27 protein-coding genes are annotated in these 26279 nt (G+C 46.2%); 9 read left to right on the top strand and 18 right to left on the bottom strand.

The genetic code is table 11. The features are described from left to right. Positions 1–58 precede the first annotated feature (58 nt). Entirely contained in the window at positions 59–586 is a 528-nt protein-coding gene (locus tag AC1DE7_RS02100) for a phosphatase PAP2 family protein (RefSeq protein WP_017689668.1), read from the top strand. A gap of 50 nt (positions 587–636) precedes the next feature. Further along, positions 637–1788: an MGDG synthase family glycosyltransferase gene (locus tag AC1DE7_RS02095; protein ID WP_076327057.1), complete on the top strand. Its 1152-nt coding sequence runs from the start codon at positions 637–639 to the stop codon at positions 1786–1788. Between the two features lie 140 nt (positions 1789–1928). Here AC1DE7_RS02095 and AC1DE7_RS02090 read toward each other — a convergent pair whose 3' ends face one another. The 3 genes from AC1DE7_RS02090 to AC1DE7_RS02080 all read right to left on the bottom strand — a co-directional run bounded on the left by AC1DE7_RS02090 (position 1929) and on the right by AC1DE7_RS02080 (position 5448). Further along, entirely contained in the window at positions 1929–3482 is a 1554-nt protein-coding gene (locus AC1DE7_RS02090; protein ID WP_477533645.1) for an ABC transporter substrate-binding protein, read from the bottom strand. Positions 3483–3582: 100 nt separating this feature from the next. Further along, positions 3583–4446, bottom strand: a complete 864-nt coding sequence (locus AC1DE7_RS02085) for a carbohydrate ABC transporter permease (RefSeq protein WP_373865007.1) — start codon at positions 4444–4446, stop codon at positions 3583–3585. A gap of 96 nt (positions 4447–4542) precedes the next feature. Further along, the gene (locus tag AC1DE7_RS02080; protein WP_017689672.1) at positions 4543–5448 is read right to left on the bottom strand and encodes an ABC transporter permease; all 906 of its coding nucleotides are present in this window, start codon (positions 5446–5448) and stop codon (positions 4543–4545) included. Positions 5449–5856: 408 nt separating this feature from the next. Here AC1DE7_RS02080 and AC1DE7_RS02075 point away from each other — a divergent pair, with 408 nt between their 5' ends. Further along, entirely contained in the window at positions 5857–8109 is a 2253-nt protein-coding gene (locus AC1DE7_RS02075) for an AraC family transcriptional regulator (RefSeq protein WP_477533644.1), read from the top strand. Positions 8110–8243: 134 nt separating this feature from the next. Here the strand turns inward: AC1DE7_RS02075 and trmB are convergent, their stop codons facing one another. Next, positions 8244–8999 carry a tRNA (guanosine(46)-N7)-methyltransferase TrmB gene (gene trmB / locus AC1DE7_RS02070; protein WP_076252463.1) on the bottom strand — a complete coding sequence of 252 codons (756 nt, stop codon included), beginning with the start codon at positions 8997–8999 and terminating at the stop codon, positions 8244–8246. Positions 9000–9151: 152 nt separating this feature from the next. After that, positions 9152–9352: a hypothetical protein gene (locus tag AC1DE7_RS02065; RefSeq protein WP_036610190.1), complete on the bottom strand. Its 201-nt coding sequence runs from the start codon at positions 9350–9352 to the stop codon at positions 9152–9154. Between the two features lie 318 nt (positions 9353–9670). On the opposite strand from AC1DE7_RS02065, the gene mnmL reads away from it, so the two are divergent. The 4 genes from mnmL to AC1DE7_RS02045 all read left to right on the top strand — a co-directional run bounded on the left by mnmL (position 9671) and on the right by AC1DE7_RS02045 (position 13398). Then, positions 9671–10624: a tRNA modification radical SAM protein MnmL/YtqA gene (gene mnmL, locus AC1DE7_RS02060; RefSeq protein WP_036669734.1), complete on the top strand. Its 954-nt coding sequence runs from the start codon at positions 9671–9673 to the stop codon at positions 10622–10624. Continuing rightward, complete coding sequence (gene mnmM, locus AC1DE7_RS02055; protein ID WP_036610195.1) at positions 10625–11209, top strand: tRNA 5-(aminomethyl)-2-thiouridylate-methyltransferase MnmM; 585 nt, start codon at positions 10625–10627, stop codon at positions 11207–11209. 189 nt (positions 11210–11398) lie between these two features. Beyond that, positions 11399–12376: a type I phosphomannose isomerase catalytic subunit gene (locus AC1DE7_RS02050; RefSeq protein WP_339307605.1), complete on the top strand. Its 978-nt coding sequence runs from the start codon at positions 11399–11401 to the stop codon at positions 12374–12376. 41 nt (positions 12377–12417) lie between these two features. Next, positions 12418–13398 carry an alpha/beta fold hydrolase gene (locus AC1DE7_RS02045; RefSeq protein WP_477533643.1) on the top strand — a complete coding sequence of 327 codons (981 nt, stop codon included), beginning with the start codon at positions 12418–12420 and terminating at the stop codon, positions 13396–13398. 126 nt (positions 13399–13524) lie between these two features. Here AC1DE7_RS02045 and odhB read toward each other — a convergent pair whose 3' ends face one another. The 7 genes from odhB to AC1DE7_RS02010 all read right to left on the bottom strand — a co-directional run bounded on the left by odhB (position 13525) and on the right by AC1DE7_RS02010 (position 21415). Beyond that, positions 13525–14796, bottom strand: coding sequence for a 2-oxoglutarate dehydrogenase complex dihydrolipoyllysine-residue succinyltransferase (odhB, locus tag AC1DE7_RS02040; protein ID WP_076252469.1), 1272 nt, complete (start codon positions 14794–14796; stop codon positions 13525–13527). 5 nt (positions 14797–14801) lie between these two features. Then, a complete protein-coding gene (locus AC1DE7_RS02035) occupies positions 14802–17675 on the bottom strand; it encodes a 2-oxoglutarate dehydrogenase E1 component (protein ID WP_047842236.1) in 2874 nt (957 codons plus the stop codon). 634 nt (positions 17676–18309) lie between these two features. After that, positions 18310–18744, bottom strand: coding sequence for an NUDIX domain-containing protein (locus AC1DE7_RS02030; protein WP_477533642.1), 435 nt, complete (start codon positions 18742–18744; stop codon positions 18310–18312). Next, on the bottom strand, positions 18745–19242 hold the full coding sequence (locus AC1DE7_RS02025; RefSeq protein WP_036610208.1) for a GNAT family N-acetyltransferase: 498 nt from the start codon (positions 19240–19242) through the stop codon (positions 18745–18747). Between the two features lie 243 nt (positions 19243–19485). Next, the gene (locus AC1DE7_RS02020) at positions 19486–19851 is read right to left on the bottom strand and encodes a YybH family protein (RefSeq protein ID WP_340903166.1); all 366 of its coding nucleotides are present in this window, start codon (positions 19849–19851) and stop codon (positions 19486–19488) included. A gap of 27 nt (positions 19852–19878) precedes the next feature. After that, positions 19879–20388 carry an 8-oxo-dGTP diphosphatase gene (locus AC1DE7_RS02015; protein ID WP_127544479.1) on the bottom strand — a complete coding sequence of 170 codons (510 nt, stop codon included), beginning with the start codon at positions 20386–20388 and terminating at the stop codon, positions 19879–19881. Positions 20389–20626: 238 nt separating this feature from the next. Further along, complete coding sequence (locus tag AC1DE7_RS02010; protein ID WP_477533641.1) at positions 20627–21415, bottom strand: DUF3891 family protein; 789 nt, start codon at positions 21413–21415, stop codon at positions 20627–20629. 195 nt (positions 21416–21610) lie between these two features. Between AC1DE7_RS02010 and coaA the strand changes: the two genes are divergently transcribed. Together coaA and AC1DE7_RS02000 are read left to right on the top strand one after the other, a co-directional pair. After that, positions 21611–22540, top strand: coding sequence for a type I pantothenate kinase (coaA, locus tag AC1DE7_RS02005; RefSeq protein ID WP_036610217.1), 930 nt, complete (start codon positions 21611–21613; stop codon positions 22538–22540). Positions 22541–22604: 64 nt separating this feature from the next. Next, the gene (locus AC1DE7_RS02000) at positions 22605–22967 is read left to right on the top strand and encodes a DUF423 domain-containing protein (RefSeq protein ID WP_477533640.1); all 363 of its coding nucleotides are present in this window, start codon (positions 22605–22607) and stop codon (positions 22965–22967) included. Between the two features lie 68 nt (positions 22968–23035). On the opposite strand, the gene AC1DE7_RS01995 is transcribed toward AC1DE7_RS02000, so the two are convergent. The 6 genes from AC1DE7_RS01995 to AC1DE7_RS01970 form a co-directional block, all read right to left on the bottom strand. Beyond that, positions 23036–23587, bottom strand: coding sequence for a histidine phosphatase family protein (locus AC1DE7_RS01995; RefSeq protein WP_477533639.1), 552 nt, complete (start codon positions 23585–23587; stop codon positions 23036–23038). A 24-nt stretch (positions 23588–23611) separates the two neighbouring features. Next, positions 23612–24394, bottom strand: a complete 783-nt coding sequence (gene murI / locus AC1DE7_RS01990; protein WP_339286291.1) for a glutamate racemase — start codon at positions 24392–24394, stop codon at positions 23612–23614. 247 nt (positions 24395–24641) lie between these two features. Further along, on the bottom strand, positions 24642–25028 hold the full coding sequence (locus AC1DE7_RS01985) for a hypothetical protein (RefSeq protein WP_076327069.1): 387 nt from the start codon (positions 25026–25028) through the stop codon (positions 24642–24644). A gap of 67 nt (positions 25029–25095) precedes the next feature. Then, positions 25096–25233 carry an N-acetyltransferase gene (locus AC1DE7_RS01980; RefSeq protein ID WP_477533638.1) on the bottom strand — a complete coding sequence of 46 codons (138 nt, stop codon included), beginning with the start codon at positions 25231–25233 and terminating at the stop codon, positions 25096–25098. Beyond that, a complete protein-coding gene (locus tag AC1DE7_RS01975) occupies positions 25230–25565 on the bottom strand; it encodes a GNAT family N-acetyltransferase (protein ID WP_339188686.1) in 336 nt (111 codons plus the stop codon). Before AC1DE7_RS01975 ends, AC1DE7_RS01980 begins: the two co-directional genes overlap by 4 nt. Then, positions 25565–26233, bottom strand: coding sequence for a GNAT family N-acetyltransferase (locus AC1DE7_RS01970; protein ID WP_477533637.1), 669 nt, complete (start codon positions 26231–26233; stop codon positions 25565–25567). Before AC1DE7_RS01970 ends, AC1DE7_RS01975 begins: the two co-directional genes overlap by 1 nt. Positions 26234–26279 lie beyond the last annotated feature (46 nt).

The raw sequence follows: 26279 nt of genomic DNA, 5'->3' as shown, positions 1-26279 counted from the left end.
AGAAAATCACCGGAAATAATGCCGCCATTACGGGCGGCCTGACTGGCAGGAGGCCAATATGAGCCGTTTATTCTTAAAGTTTCAAGATTATGATCGAAATGTTTTTATGTGGATCAACGGCCGACTTCATAATCGTTTTATGAATTTTTGGCTGTATTATTTCACCCATCTGGGTGGAGCAACTTCATCTATTGCAATATCGTTGTTAATCTGGCTGCTTGCTCCAGCTCCATGGAGCACAACAGGACTCCAGGCATGTATCGCCCTTGCGGTCAGCCACATCCCTGTAGCTATCGCGAAAAAATTGTATCCCCGCATTCGACCTTATCTGGCCTTACCGGATACAATTACGTTCCGTAATCCCCTGACGGATCACTCGTTTCCTTCAGGGCACACAACTGCCATTTTTTCGGTCACAGTTCCCTTTATGACCACTGATCCAATCTTATTGCTAATATTGTTGCCTGTGGCCCTTATTGTCGGATTCTCTCGAATTTATCTGGGGTTACACTATCCTTCCGATGTTCTGGCGGGTGCCACAATAGGTACTTTAGTCGCACTTGCAACAGTTGCATTCTGGTCTTAAAGCCGATATGTTAGACTCAGAAAAACCTAGCAGGAACAGGTGAAGCAAGCGTGGAGAAAAAAAGAGTATTACTATTATCTGAAGGCTTTGGTACGGGTCATACTCAAGCCGCCTATGCACTGTCCAGCAATTTGCGAAAGCTCTCGCCAGACGTGCAGACAAAAGTGCTTGAACTGGGAAGTTTCTTAAATCCAAAGGTTGCACCTCTGATTATAACAGCATACAAAAAAACGGTTACCAACCAACCCAAACTTTTCGGATACGTATACAGACACCAATATAAAAAATCATTGAACAGGCTGACAACACTGGCGTTGCATAAACTGTTCTATACACACACACGTAGCGTTGTGCGCCAGTTACGTCCCGATGCGATCGTCTGTACACATCCGATTCCAAGTGCTGTCATATCCAGACTGAAGCGTCTGGGTGTACAGGTTCCCCTATGCACAGTCATCACCGACTATGATGCACATGGGACGTGGATTAACCGTGAAGTAGACCTTTATCTGGTTTCTTCAGATGAGGTTAAGTCCAAACTAATGCTACGAGGCGTACCTGCAGAAAACATTCGAGTCACGGGCATTCCGGTGCATCCAAATTTCTGGGAGCATCCCGGGCGAGAAGAGATCCGAAGCAGATTTAACCTCAAGAACATGCCTACTGTACTGGTGATGGGCGGCGGTTGGGGAATGCTCAGCGACAAGCTGGTCCATCCGCTGCTGACACGCTGGCATGAAGATATTCAAATCATTTTTTGTCTCGGTCGCAACGATAAAACACGGATCAGCATGGAACAGAACCCCATGTATCGCAAAGAAAACATTCACATTATGGGATACACCAACGAAGTGGACAAATTAATGGAAGTATCCGACCTTCTGATTACCAAACCTGGGGGAATGACTTGCAGTGAAGGCTTGGCCAAAGGAATTCCCATGTTGTTCCACAACCCTATTCCTGGTCAGGAAGAAGAAAACGTCCATTATTTTACGGCAAGAGGGTTGGGAGAACCCATAACTTCGCCCGACGTAGTGGTTAAATGGATGAACAAGCTGTTGCATCACTACCCGGATGTTGTACGTAAACGCAAACGTCATCTGGCGGAAATCGCCAAGGTTCATCCAATGCAGAGCGCTCAAAGTATTATTGATCTGCTGGAGGACGTTCGTCCTTCATCCGCAGAAGAGGCCCGTTTATGAATTTATCCCATTAGGATGTCGCTTCCCGCATTCTTCGTCCAATCATGCCTCTAACCAACGGCTTCAAACAAGCCTGCAACCACATTGAAAAGGTGCCTTCGAATCAGAAGGCACCTTTTCTTTATGAAGGAAAGTACAAACTATTGTATGCCTGTAGACTTCAAGTACTCCTGCCACTGCTTGGTGTATTCTGCCTGAATTTTTTCCAATCCTGCTTGTTTAGCCTTCTCCATAAATGTGTTCAATCCAGCCTCTACGTCTGCCACCAAACCTACATTAAGCGGATACAGATATTGTTTTTCCACTTGTTCCAATGCAGCCTTCTCGGCTTGGTACGGTGTCCAGTCTTCAGCAAATCCGGTATAAATATCCGGCTTCTTGATTTTGTCGAGATCTTCAAACATGGTCAGGACATCATCAAAGGTTTTATCATAGAGCATGAATTCCGAATTACGCCAAGCCCAGCCATTCATGCCTTCACGCGGGAAGCCGTTGGTTTGTGCATCTCCGACCATTTTGTAGTATCCATTATCTACCTCGAAGTTTTTGCCTTCAACGCCGTATTCAGTCAACCAATTATATCGTTTGTCTGTCACCAGTTTCTCATAAAATGCCAATGCTTTTTCCGGGTTTTTACTGCTACGCGGAATCGCAAAACCATTGTGGATCGGGTGAACCGGTTGTGCAAACCCTTTCGCATTCGGGTACGGGAAATAAGCCAGTTTCCAATCTGGATGAGTAGACTGCACCTTGATAACATCTGCATTAAATTTGTTCGGGTTCTCCCCGGACAGAACAACAGCCGCTTTTCCATTTTGCAGCAATGAGTTGGAAGTATCCTTTACATTCAGTACGTTTTTCGGGAAAAAGCCTTTATCCATCCAGCGTTTGTATGTTTTCAGGTCTTCCAGGTGTTGCGCGGATCCCCAGTAGGACGTCACGGTCGATGGTGAGTCATACATAATATCCAGTCCATATGGAAGTTGACCTGCCGTATTAACCAGCTTGGATGTCAATTGACGAATACCATGGGTATGGTTGGCATTGCTATCCGCAATCGGAATCATATTGGGTTCGTTGGCTTTGATGCCCTCCAGATACGCTTCGAGCGTCTCCAAGGATTCCGGTTTCGGAAGATTGTACTTCTCGCGCAAGTCCTCACGGTACGCAATCCCCTCGGTTACATACTCAATCCAAGTGGATGGAACAGTATAGATTTTGTCATTGATTTTGACAGCATTCCACATGTCATCAGGTACATGAGCTTTCAGCGCCGGCGCTGCTGTAGGCAGCATTTCATCCAGTGGCAGGAACGCGCCCTTCTTGGCATAGGACTGGTAGAATGTCCAATCCGCTGTGAAGATCAGATCGATCGGCTGTCCGGAAGACAGCAGGAGTTTATATTTTTGATCCCAGTCGGTCCAGGAGGTGTAGTTGAATTTCACATTGACGTTCAGATCAGCCTCCGCCAACTTATTGATCTCGGATTCAATGACAGGCAGATCTTTGGGAGCATCCCCAAGCATGTAAAATTGGAGCGTCACTTTCTCTCCTTTGTTCTCGGATGTTCCTCCCTGCTCGCTTCCTTGCGTCGATCCCCCCGAACCGTTATTACATGCGGCAAGTACCCCGGCGAACAACATCAGGGCAAGTACCAGAGACAGGTGCCGAATTGTTTTGTTACGCATACGCATCCTCCCTTTTTGTGGTGAACCTTTATATGTTAGCGCAGACTCGCCATGCTTCAGACCTGAAATGATGTCAATGGCCTGACGCCCACAGCGCGTTCACGTTCTAACCTTTCACTGCACCAATGGTGAGTCCTTTAACAAAATAACGTTGTACAAACGGATACAGGAACAAAATCGGTCCCGTTACAACGATGGCCATTGCCATCTTGGTTGATTCGGTAGGCACATCCTGACTGAGTGTGATCCCTGTGCCAATCGCCATCTGGTCAATGAATGTAATCGTGTTCATCGTGTTGTAGAGATAAAATTGAAGTTGGTACATATCCGGGTTGTTAATGAAGAGGGATGAGGTAAACCAGTCATTCCAGTAACCGAGTGCCAAGAACAGACCTACGGTGGCGATACCAGGCATCGCCAGTTTCAACACAATGCTGAAATAGATGCGGAAGTCATTCGCTCCATCAATTTTGGCGGACTCAATCAATTCATCCGGCACTGCCGAGCGAATGAAGTTTTTCATCAGGATAATGAGGAATGGCGTCATCAACCCCGGGAAAATAAGTACGGTGTACGTATCTGTGAGATTGAAGTAGTTCGCCAACATAATGTACCAAGGCACAAGTCCCCCACCAAACAGGGTTGTGAAGTAGATAAAAAACGAGAACGTGTTCCGATATTTAAAATCCTTACGCTGGAGCACAAATCCGGCCATCGTGATGAGGAACAGCCCAAGCGTAGTCCCCACCACCGTTGTAAAGACCGTTACCCCATAAGCCTTAAGTACCTTTGTAGGGAATGTAAAAACCATTTTGTAACCTTCCAGGGAAAAGTCCGTTGGAAAGAGGTGATAACCATCCCTCACAATGGACTCGTTGCTGCTGAATGAACCGGATAGAATCAGCAGAAACGGTAGCAGACACATGATCGATAAAATGATGATGAAGCTGTAGGAAATCAGTTGAAACATGAAAGTAAATTCCGAATCTCTGAGACGAGTATTCGTACGAGTGTGAGTATTCATTGGCGTGTTCATGATCGTTCTCCCTCCTGCCCTGCGGGCGTTCTAGAACAAGGCGTAGTCCTCATTTACTTTGCGGATAATATAGTTGACGGTCATGATCAAAATGAATCCAAACAAGGACTGATACAGACCAGCAGCCGTTGCCATCCCGATATCAAACGTTACTTTCAGTGAACGATACACATACGTATCAATAATATCTGTAGCATTGTACAGCACCCCGTTGTTACCGATCAGTTGATAGAACAGGTCAAACTGCCCCTTCATAATGCTGCCGAGCGAGAACAACAGCAGGATGACAAAGGTTGGCTTCAGCATGGGTACCGTAATGTACCAGATCCGCTGAAATATATTCGCCCCGTCGATTCGGGCAGCTTCATAATACTCGTCACTGATACCCGTTATAGCGGCCAGATAGATGACCATGCTGTATCCAAGATTTTTCCATAGATAAAAGATGATGATCAGGAACACCCAGATCCAGGGTGTGTTATAAATGTCGACCGGGCCGGCCTCAAAACGTTTGAGCACCGTGTTCACAAAACCCGACTCGTAGTTGAACATGTTGTAAGCGATTACACTTAATAGTACAAATGAGATGAAATACGGCAAGAACATGACGGATTGCGTGATTTTTTTGAATAACCTGCCCCGGATCTCGCTAAGCATGATCGCACAGAAGATCGCCAGACCGTTTCCTAATATAATGAAGGCGAGATTGTAACCCACGGTATTGGTTGTGAGCTTCAGCAACATTCCGGATTGCCATAGGAACTTAAAGTTCTCCAGACCGACAAATGGACTACCAAATAATCCGCCTTCAAAATCATACCGGGTGAACGCATAATAGATGCCGACCATCGGAAAATACGAGTTAATCAGAAAAAAGATCAGCGTGGGCAACAGCATCAGAAACATGATTTTGTTTTTGTTCAATTCTTTGAGCATGGCTCGATCCCTCCCGAATTTCTTGCGGTGCTGCGTGGTGGAGCTCTCTTTTTATTGTAGATGCTCTCTTCACTCACGGATACTGAAGCTTCCCTTCAGAAAATGAACGATTCTGCGAAATGAACTATGAACAAAATGAACGAACCATGAAATGAACAGACATTCACACACATCCGTTCACAAATGTTGATATCGTGCATAGGCTACACCTAGTGAACAATCCAGCGAAAGTTGAACTTTATGTAGAGAAAACAGGCAAAATGGCCTGTCCAGCATTGATGTAAACGCATACATAATATATAATTCAAGTTACTCTTGCTCTTCTGTACATCGATATATGAAGCCTCACATATGTATATGAAATTCTATGTTGTTCACCCAAAATAGGAGGTCTGAGGGGGAAACAGAATGCGTAAACGTTCAGAGGACAGTCAGAAGGTCTTCACACGGATTCTGATCGGCATTATTATCAGTACCGTCGCTACCTTACTTGTGGCTTCTTCTATTTTGTACGTCAACTATAATCGGATTGCTCTTCGCCAGGTGTATCGTACAGATATGAACAGTCTTACTCAAACCAGCCGTGAAGTGGCCAAAATGACCGAGACTGCGAAATCATTGTCATATCAGATTTATCAGGACTACACCATCTCTTCATTACTGCTTTATTCCAAACCAAATATCTATGAGATCACATCGGCGATGGAGCAGCTAGACAACTACCGTATGTCCCTTCCCTTTATCGAATCCATCTATGTATATAACTCCAAAAGTAATGAATTCTATATCAGTTCCAACGTGCGCAATGGGCAGCAGTCCATCTCGGAGATCGATGATCAGGGGATTACAAGCATCCTCCAACGCTTCCATGACTATAAACCTTTTGTGCCCATCCCGCGTACATATCAGGTCGGCTCTACCGAAGCAACAGAGGTTAACAGCTACACCTATCTCTGTTATGACACAATTAATGATAACGCGAAGCTAAACTATGCTGTCATCGTTAATATCAAGGATGATTGGCTCAGTCCAAATATGAATGCTGTGGATCAACCCGGCAAAACCTTTATCGTGAATGAGAATGGAGACCTTTTATCTGACTTTGGCGACCGTGCATTGATGAAAAATCTCTCCAGCGAAGCTTTTATGAAGCCAATTATGCAGGATACGGAGCAATCAGCTTACTTTACCGAGAAGGTCGACGGAGAAAAATCGCTCATCACCTATACCGCTCCCGATGATCTGGGTTGGCGTTATGTGAGAATAACACCTTATGATCTGATTACCTCAGATATACGGAGTATGCGCACACATACCGTTCTGTTTTGTGTTGGACTTCTCTTCGCAGGCTTGCTGCTCTCTTACCTTGTGTCCCGAAAACTATATCACCCTATTGATAAGGTGCTTGTTCGTTTACGTGTGATGGAAGCAGAGCGACGTGGCAGTCTTCATTTGTTACGGCAGGATTTTCTACGAGGGGCCCTACAGGGCCGCGAAACAGTAACTGGAGGTATGCTGGAAGAACGGATGAAGTTCTACGGCTCCTCCATTGATGTTCAGCGTGCATCCAGACTGGTATTACTGCGTATTGACCATTTTACCGAATTCAGCGAAACGTATCGTGATGAGACCCAACTTGTAAAATACGCCATGATGAACATCTGCACCGAGACAGCCGATCTCCACTACAATGCGGAAGCTGTGGACATGGGCGGTGATCTGATCACACTCATCTTCAATGAAAAAGCGGAAAGCCATGAACTTGAGCAACCTGCTCATAACCGGATCGAAGAGCTGCTACGTATGATGCAGGCAGCTGTAATGACCCATTTGAAATGCTCCATCTCCTGTACGATCGGCACGGAAGAAGATTCATTGGAAGACAGTATTGCATCCTACACCAGATCAGCCGAAGCCTCACTTCATCGTTTGTTCATGGGACCGGGCTGTCTGATCTATACCTCTGACATCATGGCTTATCACACCAAGGAGTACGCATTCCCAGCAGGTAAGGAAAGACAGCTTGTTGATCATCTAATGACAGGTAAGACGCGAGAAGCAAAACAAGTCTATGCAGACATCGTCGGCGAGACAGCCGCATATCCATTTACCGTCTTCCAGCTAGCTTTATCCCATCTGACGATGACACTGAACCATGTACGAAATACCCTCAAGAAGAATAATCAACTCACGCTTGATTCAGTCTCGGATGGTCTAATGCTGCCTGTCAAAGACGCGGAAGACATCAGTGAAGTACATGAACACTTCTATCGGATGTTTGATGAGCTTGGTTCCAAAGTCGAGGAGAAACGTACGCTGAAGCACGAAGAATTGATTCGTAAAATCAATGGCATTATTGAGCGGGACTATGCGGACCCCAATCTATGTCTAACTTCTATCGCAGATGAGTTGGGCATGTCGCCCATCTATGTAAGCAGGCTCTACAAACAGCTCACCCTGAAAGGGCTCACGGACGTGATTAACGAGACCCGAATAGCCAAGGCCCAGCATCTGCTGGTGGAGACGGAGAACTCCGTTGCCGACATTGCCGAGAGAACCGGATTCACCAACAGTTCATACTTCTATCGCATGTTCAAAAAGTTCAATGGTGTTACACCAAACGATTATCGCCGCAAAGAATTTCATTCAGAGAACTTTTGAAATCATACCATACCAGACTTGAGTTTATGGAGTAATGCATATGGATTGTTTATGCAAAAAAAGAGCGACCTATGAGAATGAATCATTCACCTCATGTGTCGCTCTTCTTTAATGAGTTTAAGTTAGATTTCGATTTATTCCTGTTCCTGATCTTCGCCAGACTCATCCGAAGCTTCACGAACTTTATACTTGTCCAGACGTGTCTGCTGATACTCACGCAGGGCCTCTTCACCCACAATCACTTCAACCCGGTGAATGTTCATACCTTTACCCATGAATTTCTGCTCGTACTCCGTCATCACATGTTCTTCATTCAAACCATCACGATGCAGATTCAAAGAAATATTGGTCATTTGCAGGCCGAAGTCGGCAATGGCGTTGAGTGAGAAATCAAACAGCGTCTCCGAATCGGTTTTGAAATGAATCTGACCTTTGGGATTAAGCAATTCCGTGTATTTCTTCAGGAAGCGCGGGTGCGTCAACCGACGACGTGCATGCTTTGCTTTTGGCCAAGGATCACTGAAGTTCAAATAAATGCGCTCCAGTTCTTCCGGTTCAAAAACTTCTTCGATCTGTTCGATATTTGCCAGCGCAAGCTTCAGGTTAGGGGGTGTCTCCACATCAGCCTGACTCCACGCATTACGAGCTTTCTCACTGGCACGACGCACCAGTTCATCATACATATCAATACCGATGAAATTAAATTCCGGATATTTATAACTCATTTGGCTGATAAATTGACCTTTACCCATACCAAATTCCACGAAGATCGGATGGTCATTGCCAAACAGTTCAGACCATTTTCCTTTATGTTGCTTGGGGTCCAGTACAACAAGATCAACTTGTTGCTCCAGATTTTCTCTTATCCCTTTTCTGCCACGTAAACGCATTTTATTCCTCCGTTTGTCCCATACTTGTCTCAGACTTATTTTGCCGAAGAACTGGCAAATTGTAAAGAGCAATGAAAAGGGAATCTTCGGATCTGCCACTTTGGGCAAATCTCAAAGATTCCCTCTTCGATTTATTTGGAATTGGGGTCCAACTACTTTAGTAGTTCATAGTCTACCTTATCTTGGTGTGAAAAATCAAATGTCTTTTCGAAAGCATCGCGAACTTTTTGTCTTGCAGCCGCTTTCACTTTCGGATTTCCATTAAAACGAACACCTGTTAAAGCCAGTGCTTCTTCTGCCGTCAATTCAACAGACACATGATTCAACTCATTGTTTTTAACTTGGGAATTCATTCATATCACCTCACGGTATAGTATGGTCCATGACGTCAACGTTGATTCAAATGCTATGATGAATAATACCCATTAGATGGTGTCTGACGCTGATTTAAATATAACATAAGGTGTAAACTATAGCAAGGAGAAAACCTTGATTTTACGGCCTATTTTTGCGTTTCGATTCCCTTTTTTTTTAGTTTTTTGATACAATGATAAAAGTTCATGAAGACACCTATAATCGCTATCCATCGTCTATGACGGAAATCGCATAGCGCTTCTTCTTTTGTTCACGTATGATTACGGTAATTCGACAGCCAAAGGAGTACCCTGAAGATGAATGCACCTGCATTACAGTCCCCTCTCCTGTGGGGAGATAAACGATTCCATACCTGGAATTATGAGATGCGAGATCAATTTAACAATAAGGTTTTCAAAGTGATGCTGGATGCTGGATTCACCTGTCCCAACCGCGACGGTTCCATTGCCAAAGGTGGTTGCACATTCTGCAGTGCGCGTGGATCAGGCGATTTTGCTGGCAGCAGACGTGAAGATCTGGTCACCCAATTCAATACAATTCGAGATAAACAGCACCTCAAGTGGCCTAAAGCCCATTATATTGGCTACTTCCAAGCCTATACGAATACGTATGCTCCGGTTGAGGAGCTGCGCGAATATTTTGAAGAAATTCTTGAGCAACCCGGTGTTGTTGGTTTGTCCATCGCCACTCGCCCGGACTGTTTGCCAGATGACGTTGTTGATTATTTGGCTGAACTGAACGAGCGCACCTACCTGTGGGTTGAGATGGGGCTTCAAACCATCCATGATTCCACATCAACATTGATTAATCGCGCGCACGACACGAAGTGTTATGAAGAAGCGGTTGAGAAACTGCGCAAACGGAATATACGTGTGTGCACACATATCATATATGGTCTGCCTCAAGAGACACATGAGATGATGCTGGACACTGGACGGGCAGTTGCCAATATGGATGTACAGGGAATCAAGATTCACCTGCTGCATCTGATGCGCAAAACACCAATGGTGAAGCAATACGAAGCTGGTCTTTTACGTTTTCTGGATCAGGACGAGTATATCAAGCTGATCGTAGATACACTGGAGATGCTTCCACCGGAAATGATCGTACACCGTCTTACAGGCGACGCACCACGTGATCTGTTGATTGGACCGATGTGGTCCATGAACAAATGGGAAGTGTTAAACTCCATTGATCGTGAGCTGCGAGAGCGGGATTCATGGCAAGGTAAGTATTGGAGGCGAGCATAGATGGGCTTTCTTTCGGTTCTCAGCTGTGCGCATCAGTGGATTGCTTCCCGTCTGCAGCCAGGTGATCTGGCGATAGATGCAACGGTGGGTACAGGAGCAGACACACTATTTTTGGCACAACAAGTTGGCCGGCGTGGTCAAGTCATTGGATTCGATATTCAAAGTGAAGCCCTCACGCTGGCACAGGCCCGGATTCGAAAACAAAATGATGAAGCCAAGCTTGGCTCCATCTCCATGCTTCAACTAAGCCATGATCGAATGGCAGAAGCAGTTCCTGAGTCATGGCTTGGTACGGTTGGTGCAGTTATGTTCAATCTGGGGTACCTGCCTTCAGAAAGTGCAGATTCCTCCATCATCACCGAGACAGACAGCACAATCGCTGCACTCGAAGCCGCACTCGCTTTATTACGTCCTCGCGGCATCATTACGGTTGTCCTCTACCCTGGTCATGACGGAGGGGCACAGGAAGCAGAAGCTGTATTGGACTGGTCCTCTGCCCTGCCGGTGGAACAGGCACAGGTTGTGATCTATCGCCAATTGCAGCGAGAAACTTCTCCTTTTCTGATCGGAATCGAGAAAAAATAATTTCCTTTGTTCACCAAATACAATAAACTAGACACAATCGCAAGGCGAGCTATTAACGGCTTGTTCTTACTGCGATCTGTGTTCTACATCTACATATGCAAACGTATTCACTTGTTTGCTCATGGCGACTACATGCCCATGACTGATTAAAGCGATCCACCATTTCATATACTAGAGGAGAGATTACTGATGTCTACGCCATACCCATTACAATTCCAACCTGAGTTCAAAGAACGTGTGTGGGGCGGTCGTGCGCTGGAGCAATTCGGCCTTACGCCCCCTGAAGGACATATCGGAGAAGGATGGATGATTGCAGATCATCCCAACGGTACAACCAAGGTATTAAATGGAGCACTGGCTGGCAAGGGTCTGGATGAAGTTCGTGAACAACTGGGCACCGAATGGCTTGGAACCAAAGGTGTCTCTGAAAAAGGCGGCCGTTTCCCCCTTCTGATTAAGCTGCTTGACTGCAACGATGACCTGTCCGTTCAGGTTCATCCAACAGACGAGTATGAGGCACTTCCTCCAGGCGAGCTTGGCAAAACAGAAATGTGGTATGTACTTGATGCAAAACCGGGCGCACACATCATCTATGGCTTGAATGAAGGCGTTGATCGGGCAACATTAAAAGAAGCATTGGAAAACGGCACGGTGATGGATACCCTTCGTCAGGTACCTGTAGAAGCTGGTGATACGTTCTTTATCCCTGCTGGAACAGTGCATGCGCTCTGCGCAGGTGTTGTTGTCGCTGAGATTCAGCAAAACTCGGATACGACCTACCGGATATACGATTATAATCGTCCAGGGCTGGATGGCAAACCACGTGAGTTGCATGTTGAAGACTCATTAAATGTCACCGCCTATGAGGGCGCAGGTGCCTCAACGATGAAAACAAATAACGCTACTCCTGGTGAATGGCTCAAGCTTGCGGAATGCCCTTATTTTGTGGTGGAAAAAGGAATTGTGACTGAACGGTGGGAACTCGCCACCAATCCTGACAGCTTCACGATTCTCGTTGTCTGTGAAGGAGAAGGAACTTTGGAGTGGGCACATGCTGAATCAGACAGCATTGAATTGAAAGCTGGACAATGTTATCTCTTGCCAGCCAATCTGGGTTCTTATACATTGAACGGGAATACCACTGTTCTTCGCTCTTATCTGCCCTAAATCAAGCTTATATGTAACCTGTGAAGGAGGAATTACACGAGATGCAGGAATCTACCTTTGCCTTGGTCGCTAGTGAAGGTACCCGTATTCATGTGTACCGCTGGCTTCCCGATCCGGAACGCAACGTTAAAGGTGTAGTGCAAATTGCACACGGCATGGGCGAGACAGCAGCCCGATACGCCGAATTTGCCGACATCCTTACCCAAAATGGCTATGCGGTTTATGCCAATGACCATCGGGGTCATGGCAAAACTGTGGAGAATGCCAAGTTGCTTGGTAATGCTGGTATCGATGCCTTCCGCTGGATGGCGAGTGATATGATCAATCTGGGCGAAGTAGCCGCCAAAGAGAATCCTGGGGTGCCCCTATTTCTAATGGGACATAGCATGGGCTCATTCTTGGTACAACATCTCATGTACGCTGGTCATGAGCAGTACCATGCCTTTATTTTATCCGGGACAAACGGCAGACGCGGTCTGCTCCGGTTTGGAGAGAAACTCGCCTTTTTACAATGCGGCATTCAGGGGGCTACCCACCCCAGCATGCTGCTCAACGCGATTGTATTTGGTGGATTTAATCGCTCTTTCCGCCCTGCAACGACACCGTTTGATTGGTTGTCCCGGGACTCACAAGAGGTTCAGCGATTCATTGATGACCCCCTGTGCGGAGCAGTCTGTACAGCAGGCTTTTTCCGCGACTTCTTCAAATTGCTGCTTGAAGTCCATCTTCCACACAATATGGAGCGCATACCCAAACACAAACCCGTATACCTGTTCTCAGGTGAGAAGGACCCTGTCGGACTTCATGGCAAAGGCGTTCTTAATCTGGTCTCGCAGTATAAGAAACTTCAGCTGGTGAATATTGAGTATCGCCTGTATCCGGATGGACGCCATGAAATGCTGCATGAGATTAACCGAACAGAAGTAGCCCAGCACGTTGTGAGCTGGCTAGAGCGGAATACCCCTGGCTCGAATACTCACCCTAGTCCGGTGAGCCCTACCGAGACGGCTGACTCTATATAATAGACTCGGAGACATATCAAGAGCAAAAAGAAACCCCTGAATCGGATGTACAGCTCACGCTGCGCTCCAGTTCAGGGGTTTTCTTGTTAAGCGATATGAATAATAGCTATAATCAAACGTTATGGATTAACCTTCAATTAACAGGGATTCCGGGTCTTCAAGCAGTTCTTTCACGGTTACGAGGAAGCGAACAGCCTCACTACCGTCGATAATCCGGTGATCGTAGGACAACGCGATGTACATCATTGGACGGTTCTCCATCCGTTCTGCATCAATCGCCACTGGACGAAGCTGGATCTTATGCATCCCCAGAATACCCACTTGAGGTGTATTCAGAATTGGCGTAGACAACAAGGAACCAAATGTTCCACCATTGGTGATGGTGAACGTTCCACCTTGCAGATCAGATAACGCCAGCGTGTTGGAACGAGCTTTGGATGCCAGGTCCGCAATGCTCTTCTCGATCTCGGCAAAGCCCAGACGATCTGCATCACGCACAACCGGTACAACCAGTCCTTCCTTCGCAGATACGGCGATGCCGATATCATAATACTTTTTGAGTACAACATCTTCGCCATCAATCTCTGCGTTAATTGTAGGGAATTTTTTCAGAGCCCCCACAACCGCTTTGGTGAAGAAGGACATGAAGCCCAGGTTAATCTCATGTTTCTCTTTGAACTTGTCCTTACGGCGTTTACGTACATCCATGATCGCAGTCATATCAACTTCATTAAACGTAGTCAACATGGCTGCTGTCTGCTGAGCCTCTACCAGACGTTTCGCAATGGTTGCACGACGGCGAGACATCCGCTGACGCTCCACTGGTTTGGTATAGGTAGAACTTCCAGCTGCCGGCGCACTTGGTGTTGCTGGAGCTTTACTCGCAGGTGGAGCAGCAGGTGCAGGCGCCTGATTGTTATGGCTCTTCACATCATCCTGGTATACCCGTCCAATCGGATCTTTGCTCTGAACCTGATCCAGTTCGATACCACGTTCACGTGCAAGCTTACGGGCAGACGGTGAAGCCGTCTTGGCACTATCGGATGACTCCGGTGCTGCCGCAACAGGTGCTGGTGGTGGTGTTGGAGCTTCAGGTGCTGGAGTAACGGCCTTTTTCTCTTCAGCTGCTGGTTCGGAAGCGGGTGCACCGCTTCCTCCTCCAGAACCAGCTGAGAGTGTACCGATCGTTTCACCGATCACAACCGTCTCTCCTTCCTGACGAATGATCTTCTCCAGCACGCCACTTTCTTCTGCGCTGATCTCAATATTTACTTTATCCGTTTCCAGTTCAAGAAGCACATCACCCTGATTAACGGTATCCCCTTCTTTAACCATCCATCTGGATACAGTTCCCTCAGTTATTGACTCACCCATTGCAGGTACTTTAATTTCACTCACAGCTGTTACCTCCCCAGTGGAATATTATTCTTCGTCGTTTGTTTCAACGCAGATGTAATAATCTGTTGCTGTTCCATACTATGCACAAGCTGATAACCGCTGGAAGGACTTGCGTGTTCCGGGCGACCTTCGTATCTAACGGTTGTGCCTTCCGGGGCAACTTCACGAAGACGAGGCTCCATGTATGTCCAGGCACCCATGTTTTTGTTTTCTTCCTGTACCCATACCAGTTCTTTTACATTGCTGAAACGTGCGAGTATGCGTTTAATCTCTTCTGCCGGGAACGGATATAGCTGTTCCACTCGAATGATGTGAAGCCATGACCAATCTGCTTTATCTTTTTCAAAAGCATCTTCCAGGTCAATGGCAATCTTGCCACTGCACAAAATAATGCGCTCTACGCGATCCGGCTGTGTACCCAGTCCGGCTTGCTCCAGCACAAGCTCAAACTTGCCTTCACTGAATTCGACTGCCGGTGAAGCAACACGCGGATTCCGAATGAGACTTTTCGGTGACATCATCACAAGTGGACGAGCATCTTCCGTTTCAGTCAACGAAGCTTGACGACGCAACAAGTGGAAGTACTGCGAAGCACTCGACAAGTTGGCAACCGTCATGTTGTCTTCTGCACAAAGCTGCAGGAAGCGTTCCAGACGAGCACTTGTATGCTCAGGTCCCTGACCCTCATTCGCGTGTGGAAGCAACATGACCAGACTGGATTTCTGAGACCACTTGGCACGACCCGCTGATACAAACTGATCAAAGATAACCTGTGCACAGTTGGCAAAGTCACCGAATTGAGCTTCCCAGATGACCAGTGTATCGGGTGAATATACGTTATATCCGTATTCGAATCCAACAACGGATTCTTCAGACAACGGACTGTTATAGATTGCAAAGGATGCTCTTGCCTGTGGCAAGTGATGTAATGGGCAGAACTTTGCTCCATTCTCCGAATCATGCAACACCAGATTCCGATGAGCGAATGTAGCACGCTCGGCATCCTGTCCACTAATCCGAATTGGCTTGCCATCTGCCAGAATGGTTGCAAATGCGAGTGTCTCCGCAAGGCTCCAATCCACTTTTTCCCCTTCGTTCAGGGAAGTGCTCCGGCGTTGCAAAATTCGCTGTAACTTCGGATACACATTGAAGTTCTCAGGCCATTTCAGCAGATCGGCATTAATGCTGCGAAGATTCTCAAGCGGTACCGCAGTCGGAGTAATCGTAACAGCCTCCGGCTCACTGATTTTCCGCTGATAATATTCATGTACTTCATTTTTCTTCATCTGGTCATAAGCTTCTTTTAATTTGTTCGTTACTCCATCGCGAATGCTCGTAATGGATGCATCATCGATAATCGATTCCTCTTTCAACTGATCCTGATACAAGTGGCTTACCGTTGGATGGTTTTTCACCTTGTCATAAACGATAGGTTGAGTTGTTTCGGGATCATCGGTTTCGTTATGGCCGTAGCGACGATAACCGATCAAGTCGATCAGGAAATCCTTTTTGAAGCGATTGCGATACTCGGCTGCCATACGAATGGCTGCAATACAAGCATCCGGATTGTCCGCATTCACGTGTACAATCGGAATTTCGTACCCTTTAGCAAGGTCACTTGCGTAGTACGTTGAACGGGAATCACTGCTATCTGTAGTGAAACCCAGACGATTGTTGACGATAATATGGATGGTTCCGCCATTCTGATATCCTGGCAGAGCTTTGAAGTTAAGCGTCTCTGCAACGATCCCTTCTCCAGGGAATGCTGCATCACCGTGCATCAAAATGGTAGCTGCCTTCGTCACGTCTTGCTTCGGATATCCAGGGTCACGACGGTCATCCTGAGCGGCACGAGCAAACCCTTGTACAACCGGATTAACGTATTCCAGATGGCTCGGGTTATTCGCCAGAGTAAGGCGTGCCTGCACAGTTTCCCCGTCTTTCACAAAACGGTTGGCACCCATATGATATTTGACATCCCCCGTCCAACCGTAGTTGATCCCAGTCGAACCTTCCGATGGAACCAAATCTTTGTTCGGAGCATGATGAAATTCAGAGAAAATCTTGCTGTACGGTTTGCCCAAAACATGAGCCAGTACATTTAACCGTCCACGGTGGGCCATACCCATCAGAATGTGGCTTGATCCGGCTTCTGCCATGATGCGAACAGCTTCATCCAGCATCGGCACAAGCACATCGTTACCTTCGATGGAGAAACGTTTCTGCCCAACAAATGTTTTGTGAAGATAATCTTCAAATTGCTCGACTTCAACCAAACGTTCCAGCAAAGCCTTACGTTCTTTCGGCGTAAGTGGAGCCGGTGATGTCCGAGATTCCGCACGACGATTCAGCCACTCACGCTCTTGAACTTCGTGCACATGACTGAATTCGTATGCCATGGGTCCAGTGTATATCTGACGCAAACGTTGGATTGCATCCCATCCGGTTGCTGTCTGCCCATCTGCACCTTCCCAGATCAGGGAAGCAGGCAAAGCTTTCAGATCTTCTTCGTTTAATTCAAAATGCTGAGGTTCCAGCAAAGATGTGTCTGTATCTTCACTGATTCCAAGCGGATCTATATCTGCAGCAAGATGACCATAGGTGCGGATGTTCCATACCAGTTTACCCGCTGTAACCGCTTTCTGTAATAGTTGAATGTCTACGCTTCCGGAAGCCGATTGGGCGTTGCCGGAATTCAAGGTTGTGCGTGCATCCCTGCCAGACATTGGCGGTGCACCCCATTGTTCAAATAGTTCACGATAAGCCGGTGTAACCGAACCAGGGTCTTGAGTGAATAATTCATATTGTTCCTGTACGTATCCCATATTGGGGCCATAGTAACTTTCCCAGGGCTTCTTGTTGCCTTCCACGATCGTCATCGACGTTCCCTCCGTCTTGATTTAGTCATAAGTTTTTGACGGAAATCATTGACTAAGCCGTAATTTGCGTTCGTTCAACATTTTAAGCGAAATTTTTCATGAAGTCCAATAATCGTGCTGTTGGTGGTAGTAACGTTAGTCCGACGCTCCCGTCAAGGTTTGTCTGCGTTTTCAAAATCAAAGTAAAACAATGATTGTATATACCGTCGCACAGATGTCGAATACTGTCCTGATCCGTTCGAAGGTTACACTTTCTCCACTTCTTCAAGTGAAGTCCATGTTCTACTATCTATTCTATAAACTTTTACGCTCAGGAGCATTTCCTATTTTTAGTTCAATTGATGCATAAATTAGATGAATCGAATAAATCGATCAATTTGGGTAGAACAACGAACGCTTAATTACAACAAAATAGGCATACGATCTACCATTTTACCTCCTTAATTGAATTGTGGTCCATTATGTGCAAAAACAAACCGTCAAGTTAAACATTAACCATTTGACGTCACATTCAACAAATAATTGGGGTTTTGTTCAGGAGACCCACAGCAAAAAGCTGGCCCAGACATAAATTATCCGAGCAGCTTCTTTGGATTCATCAAATTTAAGTTAACAATAAAGTTGAGGATGCACATCAAGATGTACTTTTGCTAATCATATACTCTGCAAACGGCGTTAGGGAAAGATCTCTAACTTGCTCCAGTGTAAACCAGTCCGCGCCCAACGAATCTTCACCATCGGGTTCTTTTTTGACATGATCCGGCTGACTGGCTGCGGTCAAAACAACATCATACAACATCCCGATATGGTGCAACTCTTCCGGCTCACCTTGATACACCCATTCCAGTACCGTAGACTCCGCAGAACGAATCATCACTTGTAGATGGGTCAGGCCCGTCTCCTCTTCAATCTCACGATGAAGAGCAGTCTCTGGCTGCTCGCCAAATTCCAGCCTTCCGCCTGGTAAATCCCATTGCCCCTGATATGCTCCGCGAGCCTTATGAATCAACAGGAATTGGCCCTCCCAAGCTACCAAGCCATATACCCCAATATGTGTATGCCGATTCACTTAAGGACTCTTCCTTTCGTTTTCATCCTCTGTAACAGCATCCAGATCTATGGCCATACGGATCATATCCACACAGCGGATACCATCCTCTATAATCTCTTCCTCATAATGCCTCACAAAGAAGTCACGATCAACCCCGATAATGCGGAAACCGCAACGTTGGTATAACTTCAATTGATGAAAGCTGGAGTTGCCCGTCCCAATCTCGAGAATTCGGCATCCCAATCTACGTGCAGCTTCCATCGCTTCCTTAATCATGTGTTTGCCTACACCTTGTCCCTGCAGTTCTTCCTGTACGGCAATATTAACAATCTCCGCAGTCTCTGGACGAGTCTTCAACAATACGAACTCCCCAACCATCTCTCCTTCATACTCGGCAATAAAACAAACACCCCGACTCAGGTATTCATCCACAATTGCTTTTGAAGGATCAGCCATCAACAAAAGTTCGTAGGGTCTCTCTTCTTCCCAGTCCAAAATCCGGAACGACAATTTCATGCCAATCTCCACCTTTTCATCGTACAATATTCATTTACGTTCTGTTTGCAGAAGCCTATGTATGGCAAATCTACAAATATATCATTCTTCATTTCAACAAACTAGTTTACTCAATCTATTAATCACACACTATTACCCACAGACTAGTCATCTCCTATAAAAATAGTAAACTTCATTATATCATAATATTTGGATATAAATATATAGATATGGATGATACATTATGAGGCATTATTTTTTATCCTAACCCAAGCTTAAATGCTCATGGATTAATTTCCATTCCCCATCAAGCGTATAAACAAACACATTCGTTGCCCGACCCTTGCCATAAGCCAGCTCTCCCTGATAAATTCCCTTCCAGTGGTAGGTATAAATACAAACGGCCTGCTCTTTGCTAGTCGTAATCCACTTAACATCTTCAGCACGATACACTTCTTCCTTGACTGTCTCCCAAGCGTTCTCAAAATACGCCCGAATTTCGTTAGGGGTAGTACAAGACGTTCCCGTAAACCAATATACGGCTTGTGGCGATAACCATTTACTGACTTCATCAAACTGATGTGTATTTGTCGCCGCAATGTATCCTTGCAGGGCATGCTGGTATCCCATGATTTTTCCTCCTTCTGACGGTTTAACTTATCGGGTCCCACTCTGTTCAAGTACGGAATCGCTATACACCATAAATGTTTCTTGCAACGTACGTCCGGATGACTTCTCCCAGATCACACTCCGCTCAAAAGTGCCTTTTTGGAAAAAACGTGGGAAACGTTCAGCGAACCAATCCTGCATAGGCAACTCAAAAACCCGCTTCATCGGCACCCATAACAGCTCGCCTTCGGGCGGATCTTGCAATAACCGACCCTCGAATGAAGTCGCCAAATAGTTAAATACCATGTACCGCAATCCTTGTTCGGGATCACAGAACTCATCAAGCCCTTTATACGTAATCTCATTAACTATTAGCCCCGTCTCCTCCAGAACCTCCCGCACGGCACCATCCACGATACTCTCCGGAAAATCTACCTTCCCCCCAGGAGCGATGTATCCCGGAAATCCTTTGCGGTCCGGCCGATTCATTAACAACACCTGATCATTCATTTTGTCCCATACCATACACATCGTTAATATTTCTATCCTAGTATCCATATTCGTCCTCCTGCTAACATGCGCTTCTCTGCTGTACACTAACATTTCTGGGAATAACCTGTGTTTTCCTTCTTTATTCCCACTCTGATTCATTCGTATTTTCACCGGTCTCACAGTATAGTCTATGATGATATAACTGCATACGAAAGGCGGACGCCCTGTACACCTGTACATCAGAAGCCCGCCTGTTTTGTTATATTCTATGTTGCTATTTCCTCAAGCCTGGAGTTTCCAGTTCTCAGTTCAATTCCGTAATCAACACCCGGCGTTCCTTCCATTCAGCCCGGCGATAAGCCTGTTGCATACCAAATTTGCGGATACTTGCCTTTGGTACCGATTTATATGGTAAAACGATCGTAAAGTCCTCATCAAACGGGAAAAAAGACAGGCCTACTTTTTCATTGGATAACCACTCTGCCTGAATCGGTTGTCTGGAACAGGCATCAAATGTACAACTGAGTCCTTCTGCAAAAAAATCATAACGCGCAGCAGGTGTTCCAGGTTCCTCCATACAGAGAAACAGACTGAGCTGATCACAGAAAAGCATAATCTCCACATCACTTTGCAGCCTCTGTTTCAGTGCTTCAGCATCACCACCAAGCTGTTTCTCCCAATCCAGCTGACGTTCGTGTTCTTGTTGCAGATAATCTCGGATGTCATCATCATCCTGAGCATTGGCCCCCAGATTTTTCTGAAATAGCTCCGTGTACATCAAGCTACACAATAATCCGGCGTAGAGGTTTTTCTGACGAACTTCTTCAATCCCTTTATGGTAGAATACAAAACGCGGACGCAATGGAAAGTCACGAAACGAATACGGCGATTGACTGTAATCATTCCAGAACGGAGACGAATCCAGTTCAATCCAGCCACGGTCATGTTCCTTGGCCGCTAGAATCAATTCATCCCGATGCGTAGCATCGGATAATAATTCATTTTTCCAGTGGGAAGCCATCTCTCCGGCTACTAATCCATGCTCATGCTGTGCGGTCAAAACAAAATCATGCTCTCTCTCATATACGATCATGTGCTGTCACCCTTCCGCATGGTATACGTTGACTTTAACATAAATTGGGTTAAACTTTCCTAGTAAGTTGTTTTTCGCTCCATTTTGACGAAAGGCATTATGAAAGGCACAATGTAAAGGTGTTGTCAGTTTCCTGAAATTTGATACACTAAAGGTTGTGTCCACAATTATATTACATACAGAAAGCGGGATCTCATGAATTTATACTCTCCTTACATCGAGTTTAACCGCAAGGAATGGGCTGAACTTAAAGAACATCAGACCACTCTTCCACTGACGGAAGCCGAATTAGAACAGTTAAAGGGATTGAATGAAGAGGTATCGATTCAAGAAGTCGAAGATATATATTTGCCTCTTACCCACTTTATTGACCTATATGCAAGAGTTTCACGAGAGCTGAATCAACTGACGGCCTCCTTTATGAAAAAAGAAGCCCTCCCCACCCCCTACATCATTGGAATCGGGGGTAGTGTTGCCGTGGGCAAAAGTACAGCGGCCCGCTTGCTACAGGCACTGCTCGCCAGAGGTAAGAATAGCCCGAAGGTTGACCTTGTCACAACCGACGGTTTCTTATATCCCAATGCGGTGCTGCAAGAGAAGGGCATCATGAACCGCAAGGGATTCCCGGAAAGTTATGATATCAAATCCCTGATTCAGTTCATGGGTGATGTGAAATCTGGCAAACCCGAAGTGAAAGCACCCGTCTACTCTCACCTCGCCTACGATGTCATTCAAGGAGAAGAGAAGCAGATCTGTCAACCGGATATTCTCATTATTGAAGGTATCAATGTACTTCAGATCAAAAAGGAAACGCCTTTGCTGGTTAGTGATTTCTTCGATTTTTCCATCTACATTGATGCGGAAGAAGAACATATAAGGCACTGGTACGTTGAGCGTTTCAAGCTACTCCGCAATACAGCGTTCCAGAACACGGATTCCTTTTTCCATCAACGATTTGCCAATATCGATGAAGAAGAAACCGTGCGTACGGCCAACCAGATCTGGCAAGATATCAATGCCAAAAACCTGCATGAAAACATTTTGCCAACCAAAGGACGTGCCAGACTGATTCTGAAAAAGGAAGCCGATCACTCCATTGGGCAGATTCAATTGCGCAAACTGTAGACAACACTCGTGCAGTAAACTTTGATGTTATATCTAATTACCCTTAAAAGGAGAGAAAAACACATTGCAAACCCTGATTATACTCGGCAGTATTATGATGTTCCTGGCTGTTGCTTTGGGTGCCTTTGGCGCACACGCGCTCAAGCGCAAACTATCGGCTGACATGATCAAAATCTATGAAACCGGTGTTCAATATCACCTCATCCACGGACTGGGCATCACCCTGATCGGACTGCTGGCAGACCGTCTTGAATCCTCTTCACTCGTCATGCTTGCCGGATGGCTGATGTTCGCCGGGATTATCCTGTTCTCTGGCAGCCTGTACGTTTTAAGTGTGACGGGTGTTCGCAAATTGGGAGCCGTTACCCCACTTGGCGGAGTCGCATTTTTGGCTGGATGGGTTATGATCATGATTGCTGCATTGTAGTATGCCCTGTGGATAAACGAAAAGAGTGTTCTGGCTGATATAATATCGCTGGAGCACTCTTTTGCTGTTTAATCTGTCCAGATTCTTCGAATGGTGGACAGCCCTGCATCCGGTCGTTGTCTCTCCAGCACAAACACATCCGGGTTAGACAGTTTGGTCCACTCTTCATAACCAAAGGATGGTTCATACTCACGAATAAGCAGTGATAACAAGTTTCCATGTGTAACCACGGCCCCGTGCTGTTCCGGTCTGCTCCACAACTCTTCCAGTAGTGCCAGCCCCCTTGCAGCCGCGTTTCTCGAAGATTCCCCGCCTTCTTCCATCCAATCCACATCATCGTATGTACGTTTCAGTACATCCATCCAGTTAGGCAGATCAAGAGAGCTAAGTACCCTCTCCTGGAGGCGTTCATCCGTATGTATATGTTGCAGCGTTGCTATGCCCAGTGGCATAGCCGTCTGAACGGCCCTTTTCCATGGACTGGAGACAATATACGTTATGGAATGATGAGCCAAGATATCTGCAAGTTTTTCAGCCTGCCTGATCCCTTCATCTGTAAGCTCTGCATGGGGTTCCTGCCCTGTGGCCTTGGCGTGACGGATAAGATAAATGGACTGCATAGCTATCACCTCCTATGGTGTAACTTACTTGGAGTTCATCTCAAGATATTGAAGTGCACTGTACATCTTCTCCTGCTCTTCCGGTCGGCCTGATGAACTGAGGAAAGTGACCTGTTCCCCTGTCCTGTCTCCATGTTGAGCCACCAGTCCAAGCCGCTGCTTCAGATGGTTCACTGTGCCTGTACTGCCATCAATAATCTGTATATGATCGGGCAGAACCGTGCGCAGAATGGACGTATAGAATGGATAATGCGTGCAGCCAAGCACCACTGTGCCATACCCTTGAAGATCAAGATCTGCCAGTTTGAACCGGAAATAATCAGCGATTTTGCGCGGATCAAAATCCAGCTGTTCACACCATTCCACAAGTTCCGGCAACGCAATGGAATCCACACTGTGGTGATCATCAACACGTGATACCAGTTCGTTATACTTGGTTTGGCTCAAGGTGAGGGCCGTGGCAAATACAAGCACTCTCTTTCCACTATCACGATTCATCTCCACGGCTGGTTTCACCGCAGGCTCCATGCCAATGATCGGGATATCATACTTGGCGCGCAGATCCTTCACAGCCAGACTTGTTGCTGTATTACAAGCAATCACGATGGCTTGAACATCCTCCTGAACGATGGCTTCCACACAATCAAAAATATGTCCTCTAACCTCATCCGCAGACTTCGTTCCATAGGGGACATGCAAGGTATCCGCATAATACAGAAATTTTTCTTCTGGAAACTGTTGTAATGCCTTATGCAAAACGGTTAAACCACCGATGCCTGAATCAAAAAAAGCAATTTTCTTATTCAAGGATTTCACCTCTATAATGTATTCTTTCGGGTTCCAAGAACCTCTCAATGCTGCTCATGCTGACTGGAGGTGAGGTTTGTACTTCCGGCTCATCACACACTACAGTGCTTGACGGCTTGCGGGAACCATTCCGGTTACGGATCGTTCTTCTGATCGGAGACAAAGGCGAACGCTATCGCTTCTTCAGAATCGATTCCGCCCCCTCCATTACTTCCGCTAAGTCAGGTACTATAGAGAAGATGAGCCATTATTCTACGCTCATTTTATACTGTCTGAGCCAGTCCTTACCACTATGCCACGCCTCTACAGGGTTAAGCTCTCCGAGCATTTCAGTACTTGCCTGAGCCATGATCCATTCCTTGAGACCATTATCCGGACTGGATTCGAGCTGCTGTAGCAGGAAAGGCAGTCCTGCCTCCCCCGTATTCAAGATGTCGTCGTAAGCCTCCCGGTTACCAGCAATATAATCATTCGGATTGCTGCTGGTCAGGAGGACAGGGTCGCTAACCATCTGCTGCAGGTTGCTTTCAATCGATGCTGTTAATGCTTGGTCTTCTGTCCGAATCGAACATGCTGCTACCGTCAATGCTGTGCATACGGATAACAAACCCAGAATCAGTCTTCTCCGATTCACTGTACCACTCCTTTCAACAACGAGTTAACGCAACAGATTCGACTTTCATGCTCAATCCCTCGGCCAACTACAGAACAAGTTCCCATTGTTCTTCGGTAAGCTCCTGACCTGACAACATCTGCTTGCGGACTTCCTTCATTTCAAAGCCCACAGATTGATATAATCTACGCGCGCTGATCAAAGACTCATTGGTCCACAGGATCACAGATGTGTAGTCCTTTTCTTTTGCAAAAAGAACTGCCTGTTTGATAAGCTCCCCGCCCATCCTGCACCACGTGCTTCCGGTTCGATCAGAAACCAGCGAAGTTGAGCCGTATTTTCATTCACCTGAGTAAGTCCTATGGAGCCGGAAGCTGTCTGATCTAACTCAACAATCCATAACATCTCCCTCGAATGATTGCCTTTAAGTCCAAACGAATTCACCGCGTTGGTGATAAATTCAGCAAAGCTATGATCATAATTATACTCGTTTCGATAAATTCGGATATGCGCTTCAATGACATACTTCAGATCCTTTTGTACGAAAGTGCGAATCATCAGACATCACAGTCCTTCCTCAAATCCACAGTTGTGATACTGAAATCCACACCGAACTGAATTAATCCGAGTTTACGGGCAACTTGCTGTGAAGCAAGATTATCCCAAGATGTACTGTAGATTGGCATGCGTCCACGCTCCTTGACATAATACTGCCAGCACTTTACTGTCTCCGCTGCATATCCATGTCCTCTATAACCGGGGGCCGTATACAGACTCGCTTCCGCCCCATGATCGGAGAGCCTTGCGGAGCAGCACACTGCCACAGCAGAATCCCCAATAACATAAGCGGCAACAGGGCTTTTTTCATATAAGTGATCTGTTAATTCAGGAAAATGCTCTGCCAGCAAATAACGCTGCTCCTGACCAATCAACTGAACCTTCTGATTCCACTCGTAAGATATCTCAGGAAAAGCATAGGCGGGTCCCATCCACACACGGTTAACTAGCTCAAAGGTTTCCACCTTGCGAATTAGTTTCGGAATATCCAACGGAAGCTCGCAATCCTTCCCCAACTCATCCATTAGATCCGGCGGTAACTGCTCATGATAATAGATCAGTGAACTGGCAGAAGTCATACCGATAAAAATGGCTGGAGCCTGCCCACCACCCGGCTCGTTGATGCTTAATAGACGCTGCTGCTCGCTGATCGTATATAAAGTACTCACCTGTATTTTCAACATTTCCATAGACGACAGGTTCGATTTTGGAACC

This window comes from Paenibacillus sp. 10L310 (assembly GCF_056395745.1).
Note: the sequence above shows the minus strand (reverse complement) of the source record. Positions and strands in the feature narration are given on the sequence as shown.

Excerpts from the sequence above, each read along its gene's own strand:
- coaA (WP_036610217.1), top strand. The coding sequence starts at position 21,611 with ATGAATTTATACTCTCCTTACATCGAGTTTAACCGCAAGGAATGGGCT.
- AC1DE7_RS02020 (WP_340903166.1), bottom strand. The coding sequence starts at position 19,851 with ATGGGATACCAGCATGCCCTGCAAGGATACATTGCGGCGACAAATACA.
- AC1DE7_RS01995 (WP_477533639.1), bottom strand. The coding sequence starts at position 23,587 with ATGCAGTCCATTTATCTTATCCGTCACGCCAAGGCCACAGGGCAGGAA.
- AC1DE7_RS02085 (WP_373865007.1), bottom strand. The coding sequence starts at position 4,446 with ATGTTTCAACTGATTTCCTACAGCTTCATCATCATTTTATCGATCATG.
- AC1DE7_RS01975 (WP_339188686.1), bottom strand. The coding sequence starts at position 25,565 with ATGATTCGCACTTTCGTACAAAAGGATCTGAAGTATGTCATTGAAGCG.
- AC1DE7_RS02075 (WP_477533644.1), top strand. The coding sequence starts at position 5,857 with ATGCGTAAACGTTCAGAGGACAGTCAGAAGGTCTTCACACGGATTCTG.
- mnmM (WP_036610195.1), top strand. The coding sequence starts at position 10,625 with ATGGGCTTTCTTTCGGTTCTCAGCTGTGCGCATCAGTGGATTGCTTCC.
- AC1DE7_RS02045 (WP_477533643.1), top strand. The coding sequence starts at position 12,418 with ATGCAGGAATCTACCTTTGCCTTGGTCGCTAGTGAAGGTACCCGTATT.
- AC1DE7_RS02010 (WP_477533641.1), bottom strand. The coding sequence starts at position 21,415 with ATGATCGTATATGAGAGAGAGCATGATTTTGTTTTGACCGCACAGCAT.
- mnmL (WP_036669734.1), top strand. The coding sequence starts at position 9,671 with ATGAATGCACCTGCATTACAGTCCCCTCTCCTGTGGGGAGATAAACGA.
- AC1DE7_RS02080 (WP_017689672.1), bottom strand. The coding sequence starts at position 5,448 with ATGCTCAAAGAATTGAACAAAAACAAAATCATGTTTCTGATGCTGTTG.
- AC1DE7_RS02090 (WP_477533645.1), bottom strand. The coding sequence starts at position 3,482 with ATGCGTATGCGTAACAAAACAATTCGGCACCTGTCTCTGGTACTTGCC.
- AC1DE7_RS02050 (WP_339307605.1), top strand. The coding sequence starts at position 11,399 with ATGTCTACGCCATACCCATTACAATTCCAACCTGAGTTCAAAGAACGT.
- trmB (WP_076252463.1), bottom strand. The coding sequence starts at position 8,999 with ATGCGTTTACGTGGCAGAAAAGGGATAAGAGAAAATCTGGAGCAACAA.
- AC1DE7_RS02065 (WP_036610190.1), bottom strand. The coding sequence starts at position 9,352 with ATGAATTCCCAAGTTAAAAACAATGAGTTGAATCATGTGTCTGTTGAA.
- AC1DE7_RS02035 (WP_047842236.1), bottom strand. The coding sequence starts at position 17,675 with ATGACGATCGTGGAAGGCAACAAGAAGCCCTGGGAAAGTTACTATGGC.
- AC1DE7_RS02100 (WP_017689668.1), top strand. The coding sequence starts at position 59 with ATGAGCCGTTTATTCTTAAAGTTTCAAGATTATGATCGAAATGTTTTT.
- AC1DE7_RS02025 (WP_036610208.1), bottom strand. The coding sequence starts at position 19,242 with ATGAAATTGTCGTTCCGGATTTTGGACTGGGAAGAAGAGAGACCCTAC.
- AC1DE7_RS02015 (WP_127544479.1), bottom strand. The coding sequence starts at position 20,388 with ATGGATACTAGGATAGAAATATTAACGATGTGTATGGTATGGGACAAA.